The organism is Rhodococcus sp. BP-160, assembly GCF_019836205.1.
In the GTDB taxonomy this organism is placed as follows: domain Bacteria; phylum Actinomycetota; class Actinomycetes; order Mycobacteriales; family Mycobacteriaceae; genus Rhodococcoides.
Window position 1 is genome coordinate 294,614 of record NZ_JABUEK010000004.1, and the last position, 26,070, is coordinate 320,683.

Annotated in this window: 27 protein-coding genes; 10 read left to right on the plus strand and 17 right to left on the minus strand. The window is 66.9% G+C overall.

Annotated features, from left to right (window positions below):
- Positions 1-11 precede the first annotated feature (11 nt).
- The 7 genes from HQ306_RS17510 to HQ306_RS17540 form a co-directional block, all read right to left on the minus strand.
- Entirely contained in the window at positions 12-659 is a 648-nt protein-coding gene (locus HQ306_RS17510; protein WP_222632881.1) for a nucleoside/nucleotide kinase family protein, read from the minus strand.
- Positions 660-664: 5 nt separating this feature from the next.
- Positions 665-1,561 (minus strand): PfkB family carbohydrate kinase, encoded by an 897-nt coding sequence (locus HQ306_RS17515; protein ID WP_222632882.1) that lies wholly within the window; start codon positions 1,559-1,561, stop codon positions 665-667.
- On the minus strand, positions 1,558-2,343 hold the full coding sequence (locus HQ306_RS17520) for an ATP-binding cassette domain-containing protein (RefSeq protein ID WP_222632883.1): 786 nt from the start codon (positions 2,341-2,343) through the stop codon (positions 1,558-1,560). Before HQ306_RS17520 ends, HQ306_RS17515 begins: the two co-directional genes overlap by 4 nt.
- On the minus strand, positions 2,340-3,335 hold the full coding sequence (locus HQ306_RS17525) for an ABC transporter permease (RefSeq protein WP_222632884.1): 996 nt from the start codon (positions 3,333-3,335) through the stop codon (positions 2,340-2,342). Before HQ306_RS17525 ends, HQ306_RS17520 begins: the two co-directional genes overlap by 4 nt.
- A gap of 8 nt (positions 3,336-3,343) precedes the next feature.
- Positions 3,344-4,342 (minus strand): substrate-binding domain-containing protein, encoded by a 999-nt coding sequence (locus HQ306_RS17530; RefSeq protein ID WP_222632885.1) that lies wholly within the window; start codon positions 4,340-4,342, stop codon positions 3,344-3,346.
- A gap of 131 nt (positions 4,343-4,473) precedes the next feature.
- On the minus strand, positions 4,474-5,517 hold the full coding sequence (locus tag HQ306_RS17535; RefSeq protein ID WP_222632886.1) for a glycerophosphodiester phosphodiesterase family protein: 1,044 nt from the start codon (positions 5,515-5,517) through the stop codon (positions 4,474-4,476).
- A 39-nt stretch (positions 5,518-5,556) separates the two neighbouring features.
- Entirely contained in the window at positions 5,557-6,573 is a 1,017-nt protein-coding gene (locus tag HQ306_RS17540) for a LacI family DNA-binding transcriptional regulator (RefSeq protein WP_222632996.1), read from the minus strand.
- 290 nt (positions 6,574-6,863) lie between these two features.
- On the opposite strand from HQ306_RS17540, the gene HQ306_RS17545 reads away from it, so the two are divergent.
- Genes HQ306_RS17545 through HQ306_RS17580 form a run of 8 tightly spaced genes read left to right on the plus strand, consistent with a single transcriptional unit; the run spans position 6,864 to position 16,546 of the window.
- Positions 6,864-8,390: a sugar ABC transporter ATP-binding protein gene (locus HQ306_RS17545; RefSeq protein WP_222632887.1), complete on the plus strand. Its 1,527-nt coding sequence runs from the start codon at positions 6,864-6,866 to the stop codon at positions 8,388-8,390.
- Positions 8,387-9,433 (plus strand): ABC transporter permease, encoded by a 1,047-nt coding sequence (locus HQ306_RS17550; RefSeq protein WP_222632888.1) that lies wholly within the window; start codon positions 8,387-8,389, stop codon positions 9,431-9,433. The genes HQ306_RS17545 and HQ306_RS17550 overlap by 4 nt, the downstream gene beginning before the upstream one ends.
- Positions 9,423-10,460 carry an ABC transporter permease gene (locus HQ306_RS17555; protein WP_222632889.1) on the plus strand — a complete coding sequence of 346 codons (1,038 nt, stop codon included), beginning with the start codon at positions 9,423-9,425 and terminating at the stop codon, positions 10,458-10,460. The genes HQ306_RS17550 and HQ306_RS17555 overlap by 11 nt, the downstream gene beginning before the upstream one ends.
- 26 nt (positions 10,461-10,486) lie before the next feature.
- Positions 10,487-11,572 (plus strand): rhamnose ABC transporter substrate-binding protein, encoded by a 1,086-nt coding sequence (gene rhaS, locus HQ306_RS17560; protein WP_222632890.1) that lies wholly within the window; start codon positions 10,487-10,489, stop codon positions 11,570-11,572.
- A 1-nt stretch (position 11,573) separates the two neighbouring features.
- The gene (locus HQ306_RS17565; RefSeq protein ID WP_222632891.1) at positions 11,574-11,921 is read left to right on the plus strand and encodes an L-rhamnose mutarotase; all 348 of its coding nucleotides are present in this window, start codon (positions 11,574-11,576) and stop codon (positions 11,919-11,921) included.
- Entirely contained in the window at positions 11,918-13,087 is a 1,170-nt protein-coding gene (gene rhaI / locus HQ306_RS17570; RefSeq protein ID WP_222632892.1) for an L-rhamnose isomerase, read from the plus strand. Before HQ306_RS17565 ends, rhaI begins: the two co-directional genes overlap by 4 nt.
- Before the next feature lie 43 nt (positions 13,088-13,130).
- The gene (locus HQ306_RS17575) at positions 13,131-15,161 is read left to right on the plus strand and encodes a bifunctional aldolase/short-chain dehydrogenase (RefSeq protein ID WP_222632893.1); all 2,031 of its coding nucleotides are present in this window, start codon (positions 13,131-13,133) and stop codon (positions 15,159-15,161) included.
- Positions 15,161-16,546, plus strand: a complete 1,386-nt coding sequence (locus HQ306_RS17580) for a rhamnulokinase family protein (protein ID WP_222632894.1) — start codon at positions 15,161-15,163, stop codon at positions 16,544-16,546. The genes HQ306_RS17575 and HQ306_RS17580 overlap by 1 nt, the downstream gene beginning before the upstream one ends.
- 97 nt (positions 16,547-16,643) lie before the next feature.
- Here the strand turns inward: HQ306_RS17580 and HQ306_RS17585 are convergent, their stop codons facing one another.
- The 5 genes from HQ306_RS17585 to HQ306_RS17605 all read right to left on the minus strand — a co-directional run bounded on the left by HQ306_RS17585 (position 16,644) and on the right by HQ306_RS17605 (position 18,750).
- Entirely contained in the window at positions 16,644-16,973 is a 330-nt protein-coding gene (locus HQ306_RS17585) for a TfoX/Sxy family protein (RefSeq protein ID WP_222632895.1), read from the minus strand.
- Between the two features lie 128 nt (positions 16,974-17,101).
- Positions 17,102-17,530, minus strand: a complete 429-nt coding sequence (locus tag HQ306_RS17590; RefSeq protein WP_222632896.1) for a hypothetical protein — start codon at positions 17,528-17,530, stop codon at positions 17,102-17,104.
- Positions 17,527-18,165, minus strand: coding sequence for a hypothetical protein (locus HQ306_RS17595; RefSeq protein WP_222632897.1), 639 nt, complete (start codon positions 18,163-18,165; stop codon positions 17,527-17,529). The genes HQ306_RS17590 and HQ306_RS17595 overlap by 4 nt, the downstream gene beginning before the upstream one ends.
- A gap of 56 nt (positions 18,166-18,221) precedes the next feature.
- Positions 18,222-18,479, minus strand: a complete 258-nt coding sequence (locus HQ306_RS17600) for a hypothetical protein (protein WP_222632898.1) — start codon at positions 18,477-18,479, stop codon at positions 18,222-18,224.
- Positions 18,466-18,750 (minus strand): hypothetical protein, encoded by a 285-nt coding sequence (locus HQ306_RS17605; RefSeq protein ID WP_222632899.1) that lies wholly within the window; start codon positions 18,748-18,750, stop codon positions 18,466-18,468. Before HQ306_RS17605 ends, HQ306_RS17600 begins: the two co-directional genes overlap by 14 nt.
- Before the next feature lie 140 nt (positions 18,751-18,890).
- Between HQ306_RS17605 and HQ306_RS17610 the strand changes: the two genes are divergently transcribed.
- Together HQ306_RS17610 and HQ306_RS17615 are read left to right on the plus strand one after the other, a co-directional pair.
- On the plus strand, positions 18,891-19,034 hold the full coding sequence (locus HQ306_RS17610) for a hypothetical protein (RefSeq protein WP_197027742.1): 144 nt from the start codon (positions 18,891-18,893) through the stop codon (positions 19,032-19,034).
- 39 nt (positions 19,035-19,073) lie between these two features.
- A complete protein-coding gene (locus tag HQ306_RS17615) occupies positions 19,074-19,877 on the plus strand; it encodes a formate/nitrite transporter family protein (protein ID WP_222632900.1) in 804 nt (267 codons plus the stop codon).
- Between the two features lie 4 nt (positions 19,878-19,881).
- Here the strand turns inward: HQ306_RS17615 and HQ306_RS17620 are convergent, their stop codons facing one another.
- The 5 genes from HQ306_RS17620 to HQ306_RS17640 all read right to left on the minus strand — a co-directional run bounded on the left by HQ306_RS17620 (position 19,882) and on the right by HQ306_RS17640 (position 26,020).
- Positions 19,882-20,547, minus strand: coding sequence for a TrkA family potassium uptake protein (locus tag HQ306_RS17620; protein WP_222632901.1), 666 nt, complete (start codon positions 20,545-20,547; stop codon positions 19,882-19,884).
- The gene (locus HQ306_RS17625; protein WP_222632997.1) at positions 20,540-21,898 is read right to left on the minus strand and encodes a TrkH family potassium uptake protein; all 1,359 of its coding nucleotides are present in this window, start codon (positions 21,896-21,898) and stop codon (positions 20,540-20,542) included. Before HQ306_RS17625 ends, HQ306_RS17620 begins: the two co-directional genes overlap by 8 nt.
- Before the next feature lie 72 nt (positions 21,899-21,970).
- Complete coding sequence (locus HQ306_RS17630; RefSeq protein ID WP_222632902.1) at positions 21,971-23,680, minus strand: glycerol-3-phosphate dehydrogenase/oxidase; 1,710 nt, start codon at positions 23,678-23,680, stop codon at positions 21,971-21,973.
- Entirely contained in the window at positions 23,677-25,188 is a 1,512-nt protein-coding gene (glpK, locus tag HQ306_RS17635; RefSeq protein ID WP_222632903.1) for a glycerol kinase GlpK, read from the minus strand. The genes HQ306_RS17630 and glpK overlap by 4 nt, the downstream gene beginning before the upstream one ends.
- A 31-nt stretch (positions 25,189-25,219) precedes the next feature.
- Positions 25,220-26,020 carry an MIP/aquaporin family protein gene (locus tag HQ306_RS17640; RefSeq protein ID WP_051613174.1) on the minus strand — a complete coding sequence of 267 codons (801 nt, stop codon included), beginning with the start codon at positions 26,018-26,020 and terminating at the stop codon, positions 25,220-25,222.
- Positions 26,021-26,070 lie beyond the last annotated feature (50 nt).

Genomic DNA, 26,070 nt, shown 5'->3' on the forward strand with positions numbered 1-26,070 from the left:
AGATGCAGTGCTCATCGAAGACGCAGCACTCGATCGGCACGCACGGCCGTCGAGGTGATGAGCTCGGCGTTGCGCTCGTCCGATCCCAGTGCCCAGAACGCGGCCTGCTCCGGCGTCTTGCCGTACGCCTCGTGGCGTCGGACAAGCCGGTCGTGCCGAACGTCCGTGTCGGGGGCCAGGAACCACACCTCGTCGATGTGGGCGCGGGCCCGAGGCCAGGCGTCGATCTCCATCAGCAGGTAGTTGCCCTCGGTGACCACCAGAGGCACGGACGGCAGCACCGGAATCGCCGACCCGATCGATTCCTCGATCTCGCGGCGGAACCGAGGCGCGTACACGATGGGCCCGTCGGGCGTCTGCCGGCGGACGGCCTCGATGAGCCGGGCATAGCCGTCGTCGTCGAAGGTGTCGTGTGCACCCTTGCGGTCGAGCCGCCCGAGATCGATCAACACCTCGTTCGCGAGATGGAAACCATCCATCGGTGCCAGCACTGCACGGTCGGTCCCGAGCGCCTCCACCAGATCGGCGGCGACGGTGGACTTGCCCGCTCCGGGCGCTCCGGTGAGGCCGAGAATGCGGCGCTGCCCCGGAATCGCCAGTGCACGTGCCCACTCGACCAACTCGTCGAACGTGGCGTCCTGCACACTCTGGCCGCTCATGACGGTCACCGCTTTCGGGTCTGGTCGGAAGGAAGATCCCGCAACCAGGACCGAGGTCCCACCACGGAACAGCGAAGTGCGGCCACGCGGGCCGACCGATCGAGGCGCTCGTTCATGCCGCTCTCGGCTCGCGTCGAGAAGTACGAGTAGGCCCCGTGGAACACATCTCCGGCACCCAATGTATCAACCGCTGTGACGGCCGGGACGTCCACGGAACCGGACGAACCACCGGTCCACCACCGGATCGGCCCACCTCCGTGCGTCGTCACGATGGTGGGAACACCGATCGCGACCAGCGCTGCGGCGGTGGCGTCCGAGCCGTCGGTGTCGGGCATCCGGAAGTCGGCGGAGCACACCATGTCCGAGACCCGGGGAGCGAGTTCGGCCATGATCGGCTTCCACCGTCCGGCGTCGACCACCGCCCGGATGCCGTGGGCGGCGGCACTCTCCGCCGCTGCTCGCGCCATCCGGGGGTGATGGCCGTCGATCAGGACGACGTCGGCCTCGGCGATCACCGCGTCCAGGTCGGCCGGTGGTGCCACCTCGGACGCGACCGCGTCGAGCGACACCACCGATCGATCACCCGTCGACTCGATCACCGACACCGCCGAGACGGGCACGGGCCTTGCCGTGCCCGCCGCGGCGTCGATCACCTCGACGCCGTACCGGTCGAGGTCGGCCCGGACCAGCCCGGCGACAGGATCGTCGCCCAGTGCGGTCACCAGGATCGCGCGACCGCCCAGCGCGGCGAAGGTGACGGCAGCATTCGCTGCCGGCCCTCCCGCCGCGACGAACTGATCCGTCGACGTGATCTTCTCGTTGACCGCCGGTGGTGCCTGGATCCGGTGAATCACGTCGAGCGTCGCCAAGCCTACGAAGACGCCGAGCGACGTCGATGTCATGACAGCCCGGCGCGTTCCGACTCGGTGGGCTCGGTGGCACCGGTCATCAGAGCCACCACCTCGGACATCGTCCGTTGCTTAGGATCGACGACGCCGGCGCGCTGCCCCAACCGATGGATGTGGATACGATCGGCCACCTCGAACACGTGCGGCATGTCGTGCGAGATGAGCACCACGGGGATACCGCGATCACGGATCGACCGGATCAGGTCGATCACCATGCCCGATTCACGCACGCCCAGTGCCGCAGTGGGCTCGTCCATGATGATGACGCCGCGACCGAAGGCCGCTGCGCGAGCGACGGCCACACCCTGACGCTGACCACCGGACAGCGTCTCCACGGCCTGGTTCACGGACTTGATGCCGATCTTGAGGTCGGCGAGGTGCTGCGACGCCTCCTCCCGCATGCGCGGCATGTCGAGCCGCCGAAAGAGGCTGCCCATCACGCCCTTCCGCTTGATCTCGCGTCCGAGGTACAGGTTGGACGCGATGTCGAGCGCCGGGATCACCGCGAGGTCCTGGTAGACGGTCTCGATGCCGGCAGCGCGCGCGTCCCGCGTGTTGCGGAACGACTGGACCTCGCCGTTCATCAGGATCTCGCCCGAGTCCGGGACGACCGCCCCGGCCAATGCCTTGATGAGACTGGACTTTCCGGCACCGTTGTCACCGATGACCGCGAGCACCTCGCCCGCTCGGAGCTCGAAGTCCGCTCCGTTGATGGCGGTGACGTTGCCGTATCTCTTGACCAGTCCGCGCGCTTCGAGAACAGGTGCGGTGCTCACTGTGACCTCCTGCGTGCGAACTGATCGACAGCCACCGCGACGATCACGAGGATGCCGGTCGCGATGTTCTGATAGAGACTGTCGACACCGGCCTGGGTGAGTCCGTTGCGCAGCACGCCCACGATGAGCGTGCCGACCAGAGTTCCGACGACGCCGCCGCGGCCGCCGAAGAGGCTGGTGCCGCCGATGACCACCGCGGTGATGGTCTCGAGGTTGGCGTTCTGATACGCGTTCGGATCCGCATTCGGGATGCGTCCCAACGCGGCCCACGCCGCGATGGCCGCGATGACGCCCGTGACGATGTAGACGGAGAACAGCACCCGCCCGGACTTGATGCCCGACAGGTCCGATGCCTGCGGGTTACCGCCGACGGCGTAGATGTGCTTGCCCCAGGATGTCTGGGACAGGGCGTACCACATGACGATGTAGACGAGGAGCATCGCGACCACGCCGTACGTCGTCGCGAAAGCCCCGATCTTGAACGACGTTCCGAGGAACGTGAGCGGGCCCTCCTCGACGCGGTACGTCTCGGAGCCCGCGAGCAGCCGGGTGGCCGCCTGGATCGCGGTGAACGTGCCGAGCGTGACGATGAACGGCGGCAGCCGCAGCACGGTCACGAGCCCACCGTTGATCGCACCGAACGCGACGCACACCAGGAGCGTCGATCCGAGGGCGACCACCGGGCCGTTGGCCCCCGCGCTCTGCGCCATGACGATGGTGCCGAACACGGCCACAGCACCGATCGAGAGGTCGATGCCCGAGGTGAGGATGATGAGAGTCTGTCCGACGGCGAGGATTCCGACGACGACGGACTGCTGGAGGATCAGGGAGACGTTCTGCGGATTGAGGAACGAGTCCGAGAGTGCGCTGAAGACGATGATCGCGAGGATCAACGCCGCCACCGGGCCGAGCAGCGGTTCACGCAGGATGTTGCTCGCAGTGAACCGGCTCGACACCGACGGCCGCGCTGTCGCAGGTGCGGCAGTGCTCATGGAATCGATCAGCCCCAGCAGTTGGCTTCGGCCCAGGTGGTGTCCTGGGACTCGAGGCCGTCGACGGGCTTGTCGGTGATGAGCTGCGAGCCGGTGTCGTTGAAGCCGCTCGGCTTGGTGCCGTCCTTGGCGAACGTCACGACGGCCTGCACACCCTGCTCGGCCATCTTGGCGGGGAACTGCATGACCGTCGCGCCGATCTTGCCGGACTTGACGTCGGCGACACCGGTGCAGCTGCCGTCGATCGACCCGATGGTGACCTGCGCGGTCTTGCCCGCGGACTGGATCGCCTGGTACGCACCCGCGGCCGCAGGCTCGTTGATCGTGTAGAGCGCGTTGGTCTGGGGTGCGCGCTGGATGAGGTTCTCCATCGCGGTCTGCGCCTTGGTCTGATCGCCGTTGGTGTTCTCCTGCCCGACGATCTCGGGCGAGCCGTCGGTGAGGCCCATGCCCTCGAGGAATCCGTCGTGACGGAAGGTGTCGACGGTGCCACCCGCGGTGCCGTCGAGCATGATGACCTGCGGCGCCGTCGTGCCGAGCGCTGCCTTCACCCACTTGCCCTGGCTGACGCCGGCGGCCTTGTTGTCGGTGGCGAAGGTGGCGTCGACCGCATCCTCGGGGTCGGTCGCGGTGTCGAGCGCGATGACGACGACGCCGGCGTCGCGTGCGTTCTGGATCGCGTCGAGCACGCCGGTGGAGCTGTTCGGGGTGATCAGGATTCCCTTGACACCCTGCCCGACCATGTTCTCGATCGCGGAGACCTGGCCCTCGTTGTCGCCGTCGAAGGCACCGGCCAGAGCGATGAGCTCGGCGCCGTCCTTGTCGGCCTGGGCCTGCGCCGCTTCGCGCAGCTTGACGAAGTACGGGTTGGAGTCGGTCTTGGTGATGAGCCCGACCTTGACGCTGTCCGAGCTGGAGCCGCCGCACGCGGTCAGGCCGAGGGCCAGCGAACCGGCCATCAGGAAGGTGCCGAGTGCGAGCGTGCTTCTGCTGCGATTTTCGAACATGTGGACTCCCTTGTCCCCATTGCGACGCCGACCGCATCGCGTGATGGCGGGAGCCTATGGGGGAGGAAAGCGCTTGCGCATGCGTTTTCGCGAAACTCGCACCGACCTTGTTCGGAATCGGACAAATCTGGCTAGCGCGGGGTCGCTGGCTCCGGCAGCGTCATTCCGCGCTGTCCCATCACCTCGCGGAGACGGTCCGGGTAATCGGTGATGATGCCGTCGACACCCATGTCCATCAGTGCCGCCATGGTCGCGGGATCGTCGACCGTCCACGGGACGACGCGGATGCCGTCGGCGTGCGCGGAGGCCACCATCTCCGGTGTCACGACGAACTCGAAGTCCGCGTCGCCCACGGCTCCCTTCTGCGGAATGCCCTGCACCGGCGAGAGGGCGTAGGCGCCGAACGAGCGCACCGCCGCGACCGGATCACCCTCGAACTCGTCGATGTCGAGGCCGCCCAACCATGGGGAGGCTCCCGGCTGGCCGACCTCGAGGAAGTCCGGTTCGGTGAGGGCGACCAGGCGCACCGACGGGTCCGCCTCCTTCACGGCGAGCAGGGTGCCCCAGTCGAAGCTTTGGATGGTGGTGCGATCGAGCAGTCCGGCTGCCCCGACGGAGGCGAGCACCACGTCGACGAACTGCTGACGCGGCGCCGTCTCGCTGGGCGCTGCCGCCTCCACCTTGGTCTCGATGTTCAGCTGCACGGTGGACTCGTACGCGTTCACCAGCGCCAGCACCTCGTCGAGCGTCGGAATGCCGGCATCAGTCGCCACGCGCTGATCGGGATGGCCGTCGAGCTGCGCCACACCACAATTGAGCGTTCGCACCTGCGCCAGTGTCAGGGTGTTCACGTACCTGCCGACGTAGGGGAACTCGGGATCGCCGTCGGTCGCGGGCCGAGTGTCACGGCACTTCGCGTCCGACACCTTCCGGTCGTGCGTGACGACGGCGATGCCGTCCTCGGTGATCTGGGTATCCATCTCGAGGGTGGTGACGCCGAGCTCGAGGGCGTTGGTGAACGAGGCGAGCGTGCTCTCGGTGACCAAGCCGAGGCCGCCGCGGTGCGCCTGCAGGTCGAAGCCGTCGAGCGGTTGCGCGGTCTCGGTCTCCTGCCCGGAACAGGCCGCCAGTGCCAGGCACATCGAGACGGTCAGCAGCCCTCGTCGCATCGCCATGACGACCACGCTAGGGCGCCGAGGTGAACGCCCGATGGCTCAGTGGGCGCGCCAGGACGGATCGGTCGACCCCCGCACCACCAGCGACGGATCGAAAGTGAGCTGCCGGAACTCGTGGTCGCCGGACGTCGACACCTGCTCCAGCAGCAGTTCGGCTGCAGCGCGGCCCAATTCGGCTCGCGGCTGCGAGATGGAGGTCAGCGGAACGGCAGCACCGGCGGCGTAGTCGATGTCGTCGTAACCGACGATGGCCAGCTCCTCCGGTACCCGGACACCACGGTGCACACATTCCTGCAGCACTCCCAGCGCAAGCAGGTCGTTCGCGCACACGACGGCGGTCGGCGGGTCGTCCGTCATGTCGAAGATCTGCGCGGCCGCGCGGGCACCGGCCTCGATGGACAGCGAGGTGGCCCACACCGTCGACATCCGGGTGCTCGCGGACTCGGCGACCGCGGTGAGGGCACCGGACCGTCGGTCACGGACCTGACGAATGCTGTCCGGGCCGCCGACGTACACGAGGGTGCGGTGCCCCAAGTCCATGAGATGCCGTGCAGCCAGACGTCCCCCGAGAACATCATCGACCGCGACGGACGAGCGACCCGGCGCGCGCGAGCCGCGATCGAGGAGCACCACGGGGGTGCCCTGGCGGTCGAGGTTGTCGAGCATCGGCACATTCTCGCCGACCGGGCTGAGCAGAATCCCCTGCACGCGTTGCTCCATCAGCAGCCGCAGCTGGCGGTTCTCGCGTTCCTCGGACTCCCCACTGCCGACGATGACGGTGAGCAGATCGTTCCCGTCGGCGACCGATTCGGCTCCGGCCGCGACGTCGAGGAAGAACGGGTTGCGGGCGTCGAGGACCACGACGGCGAGCATGCGTGACTGGCCGGCCCGGAGCTGGCGAGCCGCGTCGTTTCGCACGAAACCGAGCTGCGCGATGGCCGCCTCCACACGCTCACGGGTGGCGGCGGAGACCATGTCGGGTTTGTTCAGAACGTTGCTGATGGTGCCCATGGACACGCCGGCGAGAGCGGCGACCTCGCGCATACTCGCGGCCACGGTCACATCCCTCCTGCTCACCACGGCACCCCACCGATGTGCACATTGAATCGGTTTACTCGACGTGACGCAACCGATGTCGATCACGCACACCTCGACGCCGCCTCGTGACGAGAGGACAGCGGCCGTGAGCAGATCGTCGCAGCTGACAGCGTCAATGGTAACAATCCGATAACGCTCAGCCGTGATCCGGGTCACGGGGTTGACCAGTGGCCCCGGTCACTTCTATGTTCAGCGAGCTTAATGAACCGATTCAATTCGAGCGGTTCGGCCCGACGGAGGTCCCATCCATGAGCGTCCCCAGTGCGACGACGCCCAGCGCAGTTCCCCTGCTCGAAGTCCGTGACGTCACCAAGTCGTTCGGAAGCGTCGCCGCCGTCTCCGGTGTGTCGTTTCCGCTCTACGGCGGTGAGGCGCACGCACTCGTGGGCGAGAACGGTGCCGGCAAGTCCACCATCGTCAAGATGCTGGCCGGTGTGCACAAGCCGGACACCGGCACGCTGCTCTCGGGCAGCACCCCGATCACGCTCGACTCCCCCGCCGCCGCGAAGGCCGAGGGCATCGCCGTCATCTACCAGGAGCCGACGCTCTTCCCGGATCTGACCATCGCCGAGAACATCTACATTGGCGCGCAGCCCACCTCGCGCGGCCGAATGATCGACCGCGGCGCCATGAACACGGCGGCCGAGGCGCTGTTCACCCGCCTGGGCGTACCGATGGATCCGAACCGGCTCGCCAGCGGGCTCTCCATCGCCGACCAGCAGCTCGTCGAGATCGCCAAGGCCCTGTCGGCCGAGGCGTCGGTCATCGTCATGGACGAGCCCACCGCCGCCCTGTCCGGCAACGAGGTCGCGCGCCTGTTCACGGTCGCGCGCTCACTGTGCGCCGACGGCGCCGCCGTGCTGTTCATCTCGCATCGCTTCGAAGAGATCTTCGACCTCTGCCAGCGCGTCACCGTCATGCGCGACGGACGCCACATCTCCACCGCGCCGCTGGCGGGACTCACCGTGGACGATCTGATCAGGCAGATGGTGGGCCGCGAGCTCGGCGCGCTGTTCCCCAAGCTCGACGTCGAGCCGGGCGCCGTCGTTCTCGAGGTCGAGAACCTCACGCGGGCCGGGGTGTTCACCGACGTCAGCTTCCAGGTGCGCGCCGGCGAGATCGTCGCGCTGGCCGGCCTGGTCGGTGCCGGACGCTCCGAGGTCATGCAGGCCGTCTTCGGAGTGGACCCCCGCGACTCCGGCATCGTCAAGGTACGCGGCAAGGAGCTGAAGTCCGGCAGCCCGAAGGCTGCCATGCGCGCCGGTATCGCCCTCGTGCCCGAGGATCGCCGCCAGCAAGGCCTCATTCCCGAGATGTCCATCGAGCGCAACGCGACGCTGACCCGCTCGGCGGCGCTGTCCCGCTTCGGTTTTCTCGTCGGCGGCGGCGAGCGTCGCTCGGCCTACGAATGGACCCGCACGCTGCAGACGAAGTTCTCGCGCATCAGCGACCCCGTCGGCACGCTGTCGGGCGGCAACCAGCAGAAGGTGGTGCTGGCGAAGTGGCTCGCCACCGAGCCGATCGTTCTCATCGTCGACGAGCCCACCCGCGGCATCGACGTCGGGACCAAGGCCGAGGTGCACAAGATCATCTCGCGACTCGCCAGTGAGGGCGTGGCCGTCGTCATGATCTCGTCCGAGCTGCCCGAGGTGCTGGGCATGGCCGACCGCGTGCTCGTCATGCGTGAGGGCCGCATCGCCGCCGAGATCGACCGCGACCACGCCACCGAGGAATCGGTCATGTTCGCCGCCATGGGATCGGAGTCCGCAGCATGAGCATCACCATCCAGCCCGCCCCCGCGGCCGATCCTCTGAAGCCCGTCGCGCCGGACGGCGGCTCCCTCGTGGAGAAGATCCTGCGGATGCGCTCTCTCGGCATCCTCGGTGCGCTCGTGGTCCTCGTTGCCGTCACCGCGGCGACCAACAGTTCGTTCCTGTCCGGTCAGAGCGTGCGTGACCTGATGCTCGCCGCGTCGATCATCGCCGTGCTGGCCGTCGGCCAGACCGTCGTCATGATCACCAAGAACATCGACCTGTCCGTCGGATCGGTCCTCGGACTGTCCGCCTTCGCGGCGGGGTCGGTCATGAAGGCGGGCGCACCGATCGTGCTCGGCATCCTCGCGGGCATCGTCGTCGGCACGCTGTGCGGAGTGTTCAACGCGCTGCTCGTGCGCTACGGCGGCGTCCCCGCACTGGTGGTCACGCTGGGCACCATGTACATCTTCCGCGGCATCGCCTTCTTCTGGGCGGGTGGCGAGCAGATCACCGCCGACGAGATGCCCCGCTCGTTCCTCGACCTGGGCACGGCCGCGGTGCTCGGAGTGCCGACCCTGGTGATCGTCGCCGTCGTCGCCCTCGTCGGTGCCGGCGTCTACCTGGCCCGCTACCGCAGCGGCCGCGACCTCTATGCCATCGGATCCAACGGCCACGCAGCCGAACTCGCCGGAATCGCGGTGGGCAAGCGCACCCTCGGCGCCTTCGCCTTCTCCGGTGCCATGGCCGGCATCGCGGGCGTCATGTTCGCCGCGCGCTTCGGCACCGTCGACGCCGCAGCCGGAACCGGCTACGAGCTCAACGTCATCGCGGCCTGCGTGGTCGGCGGCGTGGCCGTCGTCGGCGGTGTCGGCACCGTGTGGGGTGCAGCTCTCGGTGCTCTGCTGCTCACCACCATCAACAGCTCGCTCCCGGTCCTGCAGATCGACCAGTTCTGGCAGCAGGCCATCGTCGGCGCGCTCATCCTCGTCGCCATCGCGGCGGATCGCATCGCGGCCGTGCGTGCCGCCCAGCAACTTCGGAAGAGGAGCGCTCATGTCGAGTGATCTCGCCACCCGTCCCGATGCCCCCGCACCAACGGTGCAGCAGGGCGGTCGTATCCGGGAGCTGCTGGCCACCTGGGACACCGCGATCATTTTCCTGACCATCGTCGTCGTGCTCGGCGCGTCGGTCATGAACCCGGACTTCGGCAGCGCCACCAACTTCACGTTCCTGGTGCTCGACCTCGCGCCGATCTTCCTCATCGCCCTGCCGATGACGCTGATCATCGTCACCGGCGAGATCGATCTGTCCGTCGCCAGCACTCTCGGTCTGAGCGGCGCTGCGATGGGGTGGATGTGGAACAACGGCTTCACCATCGAGGCCATCGTCCCGATGTGCATCCTGCTCGGCGCGCTGCTCGGAGCCCTGAACGGCTTTCTCGTCGCCACGCTCGGACTACCGTCGCTCGCCGTCACCATCGGTACTCTCGCGCTCTTCCGCGGACTCGCCTTCGTGCTGCTCGGCGACACGGCTGTGTCCAACTTCCCCCGGGCCTACACCTCGTGGGTCACCGGCACGCTGGGCGACTCCTCGATCCCCAATCTCGCCGTCCCGCTGATGTTTCTGGCAGTGATCTTCGGCGCGGTGCTGCAGTTCACGTCGCTGGGCCGCAACATCTACGCCACGGGCGCCAGCGCCACGGCCGCGAAGTTCGCCGGCATCAACGGCAACCGCATCAAGTTCTGGCTCTACGTCGTCGCCGGAGCGGTCGCCGCCCTGGCCGGTGTTCTCTGGAGCCTGCGGTACTCGAGTGCCCGCGCCGACAACGGTGCCGGACTCGAACTGTCCGTCGTCGCCGCGGTACTCCTCGGTGGCGTCTCCATCTTCGGAGGCAAGGGGCGGCTCGTCGGCGTCCTCGCCGCCGTCGTCCTCCTCGCCGCGCTGCAGAACGCGCTGCGTCTCGAGGACATCTCCAACGAAGCGCTCACCGTCGTCACCGGCGTCCTGCTCATCGTCGCCGTCCTCCTGCCCAACCTGATCAAGGCCGTCCGCACCTCGTCGGACCGCCGCAAAGCCGTCGCACGACTCTGATCCACCCCCTTCCCGAAAGGTCCACCATGTCCCGCACCTCCCGGCGCCTCGCGCTGGCGCCGTTGGCCGGCATCGCCGCACTGTCACTCATCCTCACCGCCTGCGGTGGCACGACGCAGGAGTCGGCTTCCGAGTCCTCCGACAGCGGAAGCCGCGTCACCGGCACCGCCAACCCCGACGCCGAGATCCAGGACGGCCTCAAGATCGGCTTCCTACCCAAGCAGCTCAACAACCCGTACTCGGACATCGAGGTCGCCGGTGGCGAGAAGGCCGTCGGCGAGTTCGGTGGCGAGTACAAGCTCGTCGGCCCCAACGACGCCAGCGCATCGTCGCAGGTGTCCTACATCAACACCCTGATCCAGCAGAGCCAGGACGTCATCGCGATCGCCGCGAACGACCCGAACGCTGTGTGTCCCTCGCTGAACCAGGCGCGCGACGCCGGCGTCAAGGTGGTCACGTTCGACTCGGACGCCTCCAAGGACTGCCGCGACCTGTTCATCAACCAGGCCACCACCGAGGGCGTCGGCGAATCGCTGGCGAGGATGACCAGCGACCAGATCGGCGGATCCGGCAAGATCGCCATCCTGTCCGCAACTCCCAACGCCACAAACCAGAATGCCTGGATCGAGGTGCTGAAGGAGCAGCTCGCCTCCAACCCGGAGTACAAGGACATCGAGCTCGTCACCACTGTCTACGGCAACGACGACGACCAGAAGTCCTTCCAGGAAACCCAGGGTCTGCTGCAGACCTACCCGGACCTGAAGGCCATCGTCTCCCCCACCACCGTCGGCATCTCCGCTGCCGCCCGCTACATCTCGGGCTCGTCGTACAAGGACAAGATCGTCCTCACCGGACTCGGCACGCCGAACCAGATGCGTGAGTACGTCAAGAACGGCACCGTGAAGCAGTTCGCGCTGTGGGATCCCACCGACATCGGCTACCTCGCCGCCTACGCCGGTGCAGCCCTGTCGTCCGGTCAGATCACCGGCGCCGAAGGTGAGAAGTTCACCGCGGGCGAGCTCGGCGAGTACACCATCGGCGTCGACGGCGAACTGGTCCTCGGACCGCCCACGGTCTTCGACTCCGCCAATATCGACCAGTACAACTTCTGACATGTACCGGTACTGCTTCACGCTGCAGCTCAGGCCGGAATCGGTTCCCGAGTACTCCCGTCGTCACGCCGAGGTGTGGCCCGAGATGCTCGAGGCGCTGAAAGCGAACGGCTGGAACAACTATTCTCTGCACATCCGTGACGACGGCCTGATCGTCGGCTACGTCGAAAGCCCCGATCTGGGCGCGGCGCAGGCAGCGATGAGCAGTACCGACGTCAACGCACGGTGGCAGGCCCAGATGGCTCCGTTCTTCACGGGCCTCGGGTCTGCCACCCCCGACGAAGGATTCGTGCTGCTGCGCGAACTCTTCCACCTCGAGACTCAACTCCGCGAAGGTCACCCATCATGAGCACCACAGCAGTTCAGGACATCTCGGCCCTCGCCGACTTCGGTATCGAGGTGCCCAGCTGGGCCTACGGAAACTCCGGAACCCGCTTCAAGGTCTTCTCCACCGCCGGCGTGCCCCGCACTCCGTTCGAGAAGGTGGCCGACGCCGCCGAGGTCAACCGCGTCACCGGCGCAGCCCCCCGCGTCTCGCTGCACATTCCGTGGGACAAGGTCGACGACTACTCCGCGCTCGCCTCGTTCGCCACCGAGAACGGCGTCGCACTGGGAGCCGTGAACTCGAACGTCTTCCAGGACGACGACTACAAGCTCGGGTCACTAACCAACGCCGACAAGCGAATTCGTGCCAAGGCCGTCGCCCACCACCTCGAGTGCATCGACGTCATGCGGGCGACCGGCTCGAAAACACTCAAGCTGTGGCTTCCCGACGGCACCAACTACGCCGGGCAGGACTCCATCCGCGCGCGCCAGGACCGCCTCGCCGAGTCGCTGCAGGAGATCTACGCCGGCCTCGACGACGACCACACACTGCTCATCGAATACAAATTTTTCGAGCCGTACTTCTACACCACCGACATCCCCGACTGGGGCACGTCGCTGCTGCACTGCCTCGCCCTCGGAGACAAGGCGAAGGTGGTCCTCGACACCGGGCACCACGCGCCGGGCACCAACATCGAATTCATCGTCACGCAGCTCATCCGGCAGAACAAGCTCGGCGCCTTCGACTTCAACTCCCGCAACTACGCCGACGACGACCTCATCGTCGGTGCCGCGGACCCGTTCCAGCTGTTCCGCATCATGCACGAGATCGTCGCCTCCAATGCCCACCTCCCCTCGTCGGGCATCAACTTCATGCTCGATCAGTGCCACAACATCGAGCCGAAGATCCCCGGTCAGATCCGGTCCATCATGAACGTGCAGGAAGCCACGGCGAAAGCGTTGCTCATCGATGCGTCGGCTCTCGAGAAGGCGCAGATCGACGGCGACATCCTCGGTGCCCACGCGGTGCTCATGGACGCCTACAACACCGATGTCCGCGGGCTGCTCGGCGATCTGCGGGAATCCCGCGGCATCGACCGTGACCCCGTCGCCGCCTTCGCCCGCTCCGGTTACATGGAACGCGTCGAAGCCGAGCGCGTCGGCGGACAGCAAGCGAGCTGGGGAGCCTGACCGGCTCCGCCCCTTCATACCCCTCGACAGGAAGAACACTCTCGTGACGACGATCGACGATCTGATCGCCCGGTCCAACAGACTCGGCGCCGATGCGCGCAACACCAACTACGCGGGCGGCAACACCTCCGCGAAGGGAACCGAGACCGACCCGGTCACCGGTGAGGACGTGGAACTGCTGTGGGTCAAGGGATCCGGCGGTGACCTGGGCACGCTGAAGCCCGCCGGGCTCGCCGCGTTGCGACTCGACCGCGTCCGCGCACTGAAGGACGTCTACCCCGGCGTCGACCGCGAAGACGAGATGGTCGCCGCCTTCGACTACTGCCTGCACGGCAAGGGCGGTGCGGCACCGTCCATCGACACCGCGATGCACGGACTGGTCGAAGCGGCTCACGTCGACCATCTGCACCCTGACTCGGGCATCGCCCTCGCGACCGCCGCCGACGGGGAGGAGCTGACGCGCAAGTGCTTCGGCGACCGTGTGGTGTGGGTGCCGTGGCGACGCCCGGGCTTCCAGCTCGGCCTGGACATCGCCGAGATCGCCGAGAAGAACCCGCAGGCCATCGGGTGCATCCTTGGAGGACACGGGATCACTGCCTGGGGCGCGACCAGCTCCGAGAGCGAGGAGCGGTCGCTCGAGATCATTCGCACCGCCGAGCAATTCCTTGCCGACCACGGTCGCTCGGAGCCCTTCGGATCCCCGCTGACGGGCTTCGAAGCATTGCCAGCTGACGACCGCCGCACGCGTGCGGCAGCGCTGTTCCCGCTGATTCGCGGGCTCGCGTCGACCGACCGCCCGCAGGTGGGCCACTTCGACGACAGCGACCCCGTCCTCGACTTCCTCGCCTCGTCCGAGCACCCGCGCCTCGCCGCACTCGGAACGTCGTGCCCCGACCACTTCCTCCGCACCAAGGTGCGCCCGATGGTGCTCGATCTCCCGACGACTGCATCAATGGAGGATGTGTCGGCTCGACTCCGTGAGCTCCACGTCGCGTACCGAGAGGACTACGCCCGCTACTACACCGAGCACGCCGAGGCCGACAGCCCCGCGATGCGCGGCGCCGATCCCGCCATCGTGCTGATCCCCGGAGTCGGCATGTTCTCCTTCGGCGCCAACAAGCAGACCGCCCGCGTCGCCGGCGAGTTCTACATCAACGCCATCAACGTGATGCGCGGAGCTGAATCCGTCTCGACCTACGCCCCCATCGACGAGCGGGAGAAGTTCCGCATCGAGTATTGGGCACTCGAGGAGGCGAAGCTCGCCCGGATGCCCGCACCCAAGCCGCTGGCCACCCGGATCGCACTGGTGACCGGTGCCGCGTCGGGCATCGGCAAGGCCATCGCCCAGCGTCTGGCAGCCGAGGGTGCGTGCGTGGTGATCGCCGACCTCGACGCGTCGAAGGCCGCGGCAGCCGCCGCCGAGATCGGCAATTCGGACGTGGCCGTGGGCATCGCGGCCGACGTCACCGACGAAGGACAGATCGCAGCCGGGTTCGCCGATGCCGTGCTGGCTTTCGGCGGTGTCGACCTCGTCGTGAACAACGCGGGTCTCTCCATCTCAAAGCCGCTGCTCGAGACCACCGTCAAGGACTGGGATCTGCAGCACGACGTCATGGCGCGCGGATCCTTCCTCGTCTCCCGCGAGGCGGCTCGCATCATGATCGAGCAGGGACTGGGCGGCGACATCGTCTACATCTCGTCGAAGAACTCCGTGTTCGCCGGACCGAACAACATCGCGTACTCGGCGACCAAAGCGGATCAGGCCCATCAGGTTCGGCTACTGGCCGCCGAGCTCGGTGACCACGGGATTCGCGTCAACGGCATCAACCCCGACGGCGTGGTCCGCGGTTCGGGCATCTTTGCCGGCGGCTGGGGCGCCAAGCGTGCCGCGGTCTACGGCGTCGACGAGGAGAAGTTGGGCGAGTACTACGCGCAGCGCACGCTGCTCAAGCGCGAGGTGCTGCCCGAGCACGTCGCCAACGCCGTGTTCGCGCTGACCTGTGGCGAACTGACCCACACCACCGGGCTGCACATCCCGGTCGATGCGGGTGTCGCGGCCGCGTTCCTGCGCTGATGGGGGCATTCGCGGCGGTGGATCTGGGGGCGTCGAGCGGTCGAGTGATGCTGGGGCGCGTGGTCGACGGTCGAGTAGATCTGACCGAGATCGCGCGGTTCGAGAACCGTCCTGTGCGCCTCGGTGGATCGCTGCACTGGAACATTCTCGCGCTGTACCAGGGTGTGCTCGACGGATTGCGGTCGCTGGTCGACCGGTTGGACGGCGAGCCGTTGACGTCCGTCGGCATCGACACGTGGGCGGTCGATTACGCCCTCCTCGATACCGACGGGCGCATGCTCGGCGTCCCGTTCCACTACCGCGACTCCCGCACCGACGGTGAGCACGAGGACCTGTTCTCTCGCAACGGCATTGCTTCGTTGCCATTCAATACGGTGTACCAGCTGCTGGCCGAGACGCCGGAGATACTGGGGATTGCGCAGCGGCTCCTCATGGTCCCGGATCTGTTGGCGTACTGGCTCACCGGCGTCGCTCGAGGCGAGGTGACCAATGCGTCGACAACCGGGCTCCTCGACCCGCATGCCCGCGTGTGGGATCGCGACTCGATCGCGTCACTCGGCCTGAAGGCAGACCTACTGCCGGATCTGGTCGCACCTGGAACGACGATCGGGCAGCTATCCCCGGACGTCGCGAACATGATCGGTGCCGACGCGTCGGTGGTCGCGGTGGGAACCCACGACACAGCGTCGGCCATCGTGGCGGTTCCGGCTGCGACACCGAACTTCGCGTACATCGCGTCGGGCACCTGGTCGCTGGTGGGAGTCGAAACGCAGGAGCCTGTGGTGACGTCTGCGGCCCGAGACGGGGGGTTCACCAACGAGGCGGGTGTCGACGGCACCGTGCGACTGCTCCGCAACGTCATGGGTATGTGGTTGGTGCAGGAGTCGTTGCGGCAGTGGTCGCGTGACGGTCTCGAGCTGTCCCTCGGCTCCTTGCTCGACGAGGCTGCCGGTCTCCCTGCGTCATCGGTCATCGACCCCGACCTCCCCGTGTTCCTGCCGCCGGGTGACATGCCGACGCGCATTGCCGCCGAGTGCCTCGCGGCCGGGGTGCCGGTTCCGACGTCACCCGCTGCGTTCGTGCGCTGCATCGTGGACAGCCTCGCGGCGGCATACGCCCGGTCGGTGGCGCTGGCCGGAAACCTTGCAGGCATCGACGTCGAGGTGGTGCACATCGTCGGAGGCGGTTCGCAGAACGCGCTGCTGTGTCAGCTGACCGCTGATGCCACCGGGCTGCCGGTGGTCGCGGGACCGGTCGAGGGATCCGCCCTGGGCAACGTGCTGGTGCAGGCCCGGGCGGCCGGTGTGGTGAGCGGCGGTCTCGCCGACCTGCGGCGGGTGGTGCGGAACTCGTTCGAGTTGGTGGAGTACCTGCCGCGACGGTGATCGTGTGCAGTGATCCGCGCTCTCCGCGGATTACTGCACAGGTTCCGTGGTGCGGAATTGGTTCGAGTTGGTCGAGTACGTGCCGCGGTTCCCCTGGTTAGGGAGTATCGGCCGAGGTTGCGGCGTCGATCCAGACCTGCAGGTCATCGTCGGACTCCAGTACTGACGCGTTCACCGAGATCCACCCCTGTCCCATGGACCTGCCCGCGCCCATCTGCGCACGACGAGCGCCCGGGCGTCCGACGTAGTCGTCATCGCGCTCGCGCGGTACTCGGACCAGCAAGGCGCCGCCGCCGTTCCCGACGGACACGACCATCTTCCCGTCGACCATGAACGCAAGACCGCCGAACATCGCCTTCTCGGTCACCGCCGATGCGGCGGACAGCGCCGCGCGAACCCGGTCTTCGAGGTCGGCGTCACGAGCCATGGGGAAACTGTACGACGCCTCCCGACGTGTCGGAAGGTGCGCGGAGCCGCGGAATGCGCGGGTGAGCGCACCGTCGCGACGAATGCGGTGTAGAAACCTTCGCCTAGCGACGCTTTCTGCACCGGATCTCACAGCAGTCCGCTCCGAGTCTCGAACGGGCCGATCGTGTTGTCCCACGTCATGCCCTGCGCCTCGAGCTCCGCAAGGCGTCGCTCACCCTTTTCGGTGATGTTCGCACGAAAGACTTCACACCAGACCAGGTCTTCACGTTTCGTAGCGTGCAGGTAACCCTGACTGGTCCCGTGTCCCTCTGCGATTCGGCGCATCGACTCGTCGATGTCTACGTTCCACTCTTCCCACCCGACGTCGTTGTTCGCCAGCGCTCCGAACGTCATCAACCCGGACTCAGCGAACCAACGAATGACGCCGGCAACGGTGTCGATCGTGGTGTTCCATCCCCGGAAACCGGAAACCATGGCCACGAAGCCCCACAGCGGCATCCAGTCGTCATCGAGTTCGTCGAGCAGTCGAAACTCCAGGCCCTCTTCGACATTCATCGCACATGCACCTTGATCACTTGAGTACCTTTCGGCTTCACGATGTCGATCACTGATCCCCCAGACTTGCTGTCGACTCGCAACTGGATTCCCGTACCGTCCGGCAATTCGTATCGCTCGATAATTTTGACACTGTCACCTGTTCCGACCGCCCTACCCTGCTCAGTGAGTTCGTCGAATACGGTTCGTACGTCCTCTTCCGACTCCACTTGTCTGTTGACACCGCGTCGGCCCGGCTCCGTCAGATCGTTCAACACGTCGTCGACACCCGCCGCATCGACCGGCCCCGCATCCTGGAAGAAGCTGTCCGGCAGCGCGTCGTGGATCGCATCCCACGCGTCGATGCCGAACCGGTCGACCAGTGCGAAGGCCATCGCGCCGACGGACAGCACTCCGGCCGCGATCATCGCGTGCACGGCCGCCTCCACCGCCCAGGCCAGGCCGATCGCGAGGGGAACGAAGCGCCGTGGTTCGCCGTCGAGAAGTGCAGCGGACGCGTCGTCGATGGACCGGGCGGCGGACTCGTCCGCGTCGATCAGCGCCTGCACATGCGCCGCAATGACCCCCGTGTGGGAGACACCGTTGCTGACCACCGACCAGTCCGGTGCGACGAGGCAGCCGTCCGCCTCGGCCACGACGACAGCGTCGAGGAGCGCCTCGCGAGCAACGGCGATGGCAGAAGCACCATCCACTACAGCGCGCTCCAGCACCCGAAGCTGAGTCGTCCGACGTTGCGCTGCAGCAAGATCCCGTCCGAGGCGTTCACAGCAGCATCGCCTGCCGCACCCTGCCACGCCTCGCGCAGATCGACGCGGCTCCTGTCGATTGCCGCCGCGCGAGAGTCGAGAACTGAGGCGCCGTCACCGATCCACGTCGCGTCGATCCGGACGGCGTCGGGATCCCACGACGCCACCACCTCACGACGCGGCGCGAGTTCAGCGACCTCCATGCCCGACCCCCTCGAGTCGAGCAGCGTTGGCCGAGTCCGCGTCGGCGTACCCGACGGCAGCGACATCCAGCGATCGCGCTGTCGCAGAGAAGCCCGCGACGAGATCGTTCAGTGCCGAGACGGCTCGCTCTTCCGCTCGAGCGAGTGCGGCCGCGGTCGACGCACCGGGGAGCGCGACCACACCTCGCGGCGCTACACCGACCTGCTCCGCCTCACCGAGCACAGCTCGGCTCGCGGCCCGCACGGCCCCCACATCAGCGACGACGAACATCGTTCCCACCCCCTCGCGGGGTAGGACGCGTCAGTCGCGCAGCCCGTTCCACTGTCAGCGTTTGCGCTGTTCACGCCGCATCAGGCGTAGTGTTCGCCGTATCGGAGCCATTTGGTTCCCTTGATCAAGGGGCTGACACCATGGCTGACAAGTCTCCGCGCAACTCGATGACTCAGAAATCGGGCAAGTCGCTGAAGGAAAAGCGACTCGACAAGAAGACGAAGGCCGCGGGGAACATCGCCGCCGACGACGCCTCCGCCGCGGTGAACAAGAAGAAGCGCTGACCACCCGGTAGCGACTGACCACGCGGGGTACACCGTGGGATGAGCGAAGAAGCGCGCCGTAACGACGGTGACAACGACGGTCCCGTCGAGGAGGAGCTCGAAGAGAGCTTCGACTCGGTGGTCACCGAGGGTGCCGAGCGTCTGCACCGCACCGTCCGAGCCGTGATCGTCACCGGACTGTTCGGCGGACTCGAGGTGGCGCTGGGCGTGATGGCCTACCTCGCGGTGCTGGACGAGACGGGCAGCCACCTCCTTGCCGGACTGGCGTTCGGAATCGGGCTCGTCGCAATCTATCTCGCGCACAGCGAGCTCTTCACCGAGGACTTCCTCATGCCCATCGCCGCGGTGGTCTCGAAGGACGGCACCCCGGCACAACTCGCGAAGCTCTGGATCGGCACTCTTCTGGCCAACCTGGTCGGCGGGTGGGCGGTGATGTGGCTGGTCGCGCAGGCGTTCCCGCAGTGGCTGATGGTGCTGTCCGAATCGGCACACCATTTCGTCGACGCGCCCTTGAACACACAGTCGATCTGTCTGGCGATCCTCGGCGGCAGCACCATGACGCTACTGACCAGGATGCAGCAGGGAACCACGTCGGACGTCGCCCGCATCATCGCGGCCATGGCGGCCGGCTTCCTGTTGGCGGGGCTGCAGCTGTTCCACTCGATCCTCGACTCGCTGTTGATCTTCGGCGCGATTCACGCCGGCGCGGACGTGGACTACCGGCAATGGATCGAGTGGTTCGGATACACGGTCGGTTTCAACATCGTCGGTGGAGTGATGCTCGTGACGGTTCTTCGCCTGGTCCGTACCAAGGAGCTGGTGAAGGAGGAACGCCGGTCGTGAACCGTCAGGTGAGCTCACTGAAGCGCTCGGTGTCGCGCACCTGACCCGAGACGATCACCATGTCGTCGGCCTCGATCACGGTGTCGGCCGTGGCATAGGTGAAGCCTTCGCCCGGCCTCTTCACAGCCACGACGGTCACCTTGTACTTGGTACGCACGGCAGTGTCTCCGAGCCGATGGCCGACGAGGAACCGAGCGGGAGTCGTCTTGACCATCGCGAACCCGTCATCGAACTCGATGTAGTCCATCATGCGACCGCGCACCAGATGCGCGACGCGCTTGCCCATGTCGTGTTCCGGCCGCACGACGTGGCTGACACCGATCTGCGTCAGGATCTTGGCATGCGCATTGCTGATCGCCTTGGCCCACACGTTGCCGACCGACAGGTTGATCAGCGCGGAGGCGGTGAGCAGACTTGCCTCGAGATCGGACCCGATACCCACGACGGCGCGATCGTATTCATGCACCGACAATTGCCGTAGCGCTTCCTCGTCGGTGGTGTCCGCGACGGCGGCATGGGTGAGACGATCGGAGACCCGCTGCACGACGGCCTCGTCCGAATCGATGCCGAGCACCTCGGCACCCTGCGCCATCAGTTCGAGCGCCAGGGACTTACCGAAGCGCCCGAGCCCGAGGACCACGACGACGTCGGATGACGGCTTCTTAGCCAATGAACGGCCTCTCTGTGGGGAGTGTGTATCGCCGATCGCGTTCGCGCGCCGCCAGCGCACTCACCAGTGTGATGGAGCCGATGCGGCCCAGGTACATGAGGACGACCAGTATCAGTTGCCCCCACCCCGGCAGTTGCGCGGTGATGCCTGTCGAGAGTCCCACGGTGGCGAAGGCCGACACCACCTCGAACAACAGGACGTCCAGGTCGAACGGGGTCGCGGCGAGAAGGACCACGACCGGCACCATCACCAGCGCAACGCCGACGAGGGCGACGGTCAAGGACTGACGCTGCACCCGCGAGTCGATTCGTCGGTCGAAGACCGTGACCGAGCGATCGCCGCGTACCTCGGCGATGATGACGAACAGCAGAATGGCGAAGGTGGTGACCTTGATGCCGCCCGCGGTTCCGCCACTACCGCCGCCGATGAACATCAGCACGTCGGTGACGAGCAACGTCGCGTTGTCGGCGTCGGCGTAGTCGATGCTGTTGAAACCGGCGGTTCGCGGCATGATGCCCTGGAACGCGGCCACCAGCAGCTTGCCGCCGACTCCGCGCTCGGACAAAGTGTTCGACCATTCCAGTACGAGTACCAATGCGGGGCCGAGCACGAGCAGGACCGCTGTGACCGTGACCGTCAGCCGCGTGTGCAGCGTCCATCGTCGACGAGTGCGTCCCCGAACGTGTCGGGCCACCTCGAAGAGGACGGGGAAGCCGATGCCGCCCAGGACCACGGCGACGAGGAGCGGCACACAGATCCACGGATCGGTGGCGAAGCTGATCATGTTGTCGCTGAACAACGCGAAGCCGGCGTTGTTGAACGCGGACACGGAGTGGAAGATGCCGAGCCACACGGCCCGTCCGAGCGGCTCGTCGTAGCCGACGGCGAAACGGCCCGCCAGACACGCCGCGACCGCCGTCTCGATGAGAAGGCTGGTCCTCACGACACCCACCACGACGCTCCGCACGTCGCCGAGTCCGGACGTGCGGAGTTCGGCCGCCGCATTGAGACGTCCGCGAAGACCGATGCGGTCGGCAAGGACGAGACCCACCAGCGACGCCATCGTCATGATGCCGAAGCCGCCGATCTGGATGAGCGCGAGAATGACGCCTTGACCGGCGCCGGACCAGTGCGTGGGAGTGTCCACCACGATCAACCCGGTCAGACACATCGCCGACGTTGCGGTGAACAGGGCGCCCAGCAGATCCGTGCTCTTGCCGACCTGCGTCGCCGCGGGCAGCAGCAGGAGAACAGTGCCCACTGCGATGGCGGCGGCGAAACCCAACGCCACCAGGCGCAGCGGGGTCAGCACGGCCTTCGCGGCCCGACGAGGTGCCGGGCTCGAGCTCATCGTCACCGGAGGCACGTTACTGCAGCGCTGCGCGCACCCGCTGCAGACTGCAGCGGGTGCGCACCTCGGCTCTCAGCCGCCGACTCCCACGCGCACGTCGGGAGCCCCGAGCCGTGCGGCATCGGCGGTCTCGTCGTCCGGCTGCGCCTGCGATTCACGCTCTGCCGCAACGCGCTTGCGGTAGTGCTCGATCTCGTCGGACACGTGCTGCTCGTCCCACCCGAGGATGGGTGCGACCAGTCCGGCGACCTCGGCTGCGGCAGCTTCGCCGCGGTCGGCCAACTCGATCGACACGCGGATGCGCCGCGTCAGGATGTCGTCGAGGTGCTGCGCACCCTCGTGGCTCGCGGCGTAGACGGCCTCGGCCTTGAGGTAGTCGGGTGCGTTCTCCAGCGGCTTGCCGAGCTCCGGGTTCTGATCGATCAGGTCGAGGACCTCACCGACCAGGGTGCCGTAGCGACCGAGCAGGTGCTCCATGCGTCCGACGCGCATCCCTGCGCGGTCGGCTGCGAGCTGGCGCGCGTTCCAGGCGCCGTAGTACCCGTCGGCACCCACGAGCGGGATCTTCTCCGTGACGCACTCTGGAACCTTGCGCTCCATATTGTGCACCGCGGAGTCGACCGCGTCCTTCGCCATGACCCGGTACGTCGTGTACTTGCCGCCGGCGATGACGGTGAGGCCACGTACGGGGCTGGAGACAGCATGCTCGCGGGACAGCGTGCTGGTGGAGTCGGATTCGCCGTACAGCAACGGACGCAGACCGGCGTAGACACCGACGACGTCCTTGTGGTCCAGCGGATCCTGGAGCAGCTTGTTGACGTGCCCGAGGATGTAGTCGATATCGCTCTTGCTGGCCGCGGGATGCGCCAGGTCGAGCTTCCAGTCGGTGTCGGTGGTGCCGATGATCCAGTGGCTCCCCCACGGGATCACGAACAGCAGCGACTTCTCGGTGCGGGTGATGATGCCCGTCGAACTGTTGATGCGGTTACGGGGCACCACCAGGTGCACGCCCTTGGACGCGCGAACCTGGAACTGCCCGCGACCGCCGACCATCTCCTGGACCTCGTCGGTCCACACACCGGCAGCGTTGATGACCTGCTTGGCGTGGATCTCGAACGACTCCCCCGACTCGAGGTCCGTCGCGACGACGCCGATCACGCGGTCGTCCTCACGCAGGAAGCCGGTGACGCGAGTGCTGTTGGCGCACAACGCTCCGTAGGCCGCGGCAGTGCGGGCGATCATCATGGTGTGGCGGGCGTCGTCGACCTGGCCCTCGTAGAAGCGCACGGCACCGCGGATGGCGGAGCGCTTGCCCGACGGGAAGGATTCCAGCGTCTTCTTCTTGCCCAGGTGCTTGTGGTGCGAGGGCACACCGCGGCCGGCACCCATCACGTCGTAGACGCCGATACCGAGGCCGACGTACGGCCGGTCGATCAGCTTCTCGAGGGGGTAGATGAACGGCACGGGGCGGGCGAGGTGCGGGCACAGGTCGTTGAGGACCAGCGACCGCTCCTTGAGCGCCTCGAAGACCAGCGCGAAGTTGAACTGCTCGAGGTAGCGCAGGCCACCGTGGAACAGCTTGCTGGACCTGCTGGACGTCCCGGCGGCGTAGTCACGCGCCTCGACCAGGCCGACCTTCAGGCCGCGGGTGACCGCGTCGAGGGCAGCTCCGGTACCGACGACACCCCCGCCGATGACCAGAACGTCCATCTCCTCCGTGGCGAGACGTCGGAGTGCTTCCTTGCGTGCTTCGGGGCTGAGAGCTGTTGTGGTGGAATTCATTCGGCATCGACCCAATCGAGTGTTCGTGTGACGGCTTTCTTCCAACCGGCGTAGAGCTTGTCTCGCTCCGCGTCATCCATGGACGGTGTCCATGTCTTGTCCTCGGCCCAGTTCTCGCGGATCTCGTCCTCGCTCGCCCAGAAACCGACGGCCAGGCCCGCTGCGTACGCCGCGCCCAGTGCGGTGGTCTCGGCGACCACCGGCCGGACGACATCCACGTTCAGAATGTCGGACTGGAACTGCATCAGCAGCTCGTTCACCACCATACCGCCGTCGACCTTGAGCACCTCGAGGTCGACGCCCGAATCGGCGTTCATGGCCTCGATGACCTCGCGGGTCTGGTAGGCGGTGGCCTCGAGCACGGCCCGCGCCAGGTGGCCCTTGTTGACGAAACGGGTGAGTCCGACGATGGCGCCGCGGGCGTCGGAGCGCCAGTGCGGGGCGAACAGACCGGAGAACGCGGGCACGAAGTAGGCGCCGCCGTTGTCGTCGACGGAGCGAGCGTCGGTCTCGATATCTGCTGCGGTGGAGATCATTCCGAGGTTGTCACGCAGCCACTGCACGAGCGATCCGGTGACGGCGATGGAACCCTCCAGGGCGTACACCGTCGGCTGGTCGCCGATCTTGTAGCAGACCGTGGTGAGCAGTCCGTTCTTGCTCATCACCTTGTCGGTGCCTGTGTTCAACAGCACGAAGTTGCCTGTGCCATAGGTGTTCTTCGCCTCACCGGGCGACAGGCACGCCTGACCGAACGTGGCGGCCTGCTGGTCGCCCAGGATGCCGGCGATGGGAACACCGCTGAGCGAACCGCGCTCGCGGACATTGCCGTACACCTCGGAGGAGCTGCGGATCTCGGGGAGCATGGACATCGGGATGCCCATGTCCGCACAGATGCCCTCGTCCCAGGACAGGGTGTCGAGATCCATCAGCAGCGTGCGCGAGGCATTGGTGGGATCGGTGTAGTGCAGACCGCCGTCGACACCGCCCGTCATGTTCCACAGGACCCAGGTGTCCATGTTGCCGAAGCACAGCTCGCCGGCGTCGGCCTTCTCCTGCGCGCCCTCGACGTTGTCGAGGATCCACTTGACCTTGGGGCCCGAGAAGTAGGTCGCGAGCGGCAGGCCGGTCTTCGCGGTGTACTTGGTGGCGTCGCCCCCGCCGAGCTTGGTGACGATGCGGTCGGTGCGAGTGTCCTGCCAGACGATCGCGTTGTAGACGGGCTTGCCGGTGGCGCGCTCCCACACCAGCGCGGTCTCGCGCTGGTTGGTGATGCCCACGGCCGCGATGTCCGACGGGGTGAGGTCGGCCGCGGCGAGTGCGCCGGCGGAGACGCTGCGGACGTTGTTCCAGATCTCCACGGCGTCGTGCTCGACCCATCCGGCCTGCGGGAAGATCTGCTTGTGCTCGCGCTGATCGGCGGCGACGACGGTGCCCTTGTGATCGAAGATCATGCACCGAGTCGAGGTGGTGCCCTGATCGATCGCTGCGACGTAACGGGTTTCGGTCATGAGTGGTTCCCCTGGGTAGTGGAGTGGACGATCATGCGGACTTCTCGGGCAGACGGCTGGGCTCTTGCTCGTCGTCGCCGTCGGGATCGGCCGGCAGGAACCGACCCACCAGGTTGTCGTACAGCAGGACGCCGATGGGGCCGCCGATGATGGGCCCGAGGATCGGCACCCAGAAGTAGAGGCTGCCGTACTGATCTCGCCATGCCCCACCGTATCCCGTGATGAACGACGCCAGGCGGGGTCCGAAGTCACGAGCCGGGTTGATCGCGTAGCCGGCGTTGGTGCCCCATGCGAAGCCGATGGCCACGACGATGAGTCCGACGATCAACGGGGCCATGTTGGACAGCGGCGGGCTGTTGCGCGAGTCGGACACGGCGACGATGAGGAATAGCAGGATCGCGGTACCGATGATCTGGTCGATCAGCGCGGAGCCGAGGCTGACGGGCAGCGTGCCGTTGCCGGGCAGCGTCGAGAAGATCGTCTGCGTCGCGGTGGTGTGCTCGGGATCGATCGCGTTCAGCATGTCGTTGTAGTTCCACCGCACCAGCAGCGCGGCGACGAAGGCACCGAGAGTCTGCGCGAGCGCGTACGGCGCGACCTTCGACCACGCGAAGCCTCGGAACAACGCGAACGACAGCGTCACAGCCGGATTGAGGTGCGCACCGGTGGCGCGGCCGGCGACGTAGATGCCGAACATGACGCCGAGGCCCCAGGCCCAGGCGATCGAGTCGTGGTCACCGAGGCTCCCGGACTCACCGCCGGAGACCACCTGCGCCACGACGCCGGCACCGAACAGAATCAGAATCATCGTTCCCGCGAACTCGGCTGCCATCTCTGCGGGCAGCCCCCACTTCGCGCGTTTGTCCGTCACGCCATCTCCCT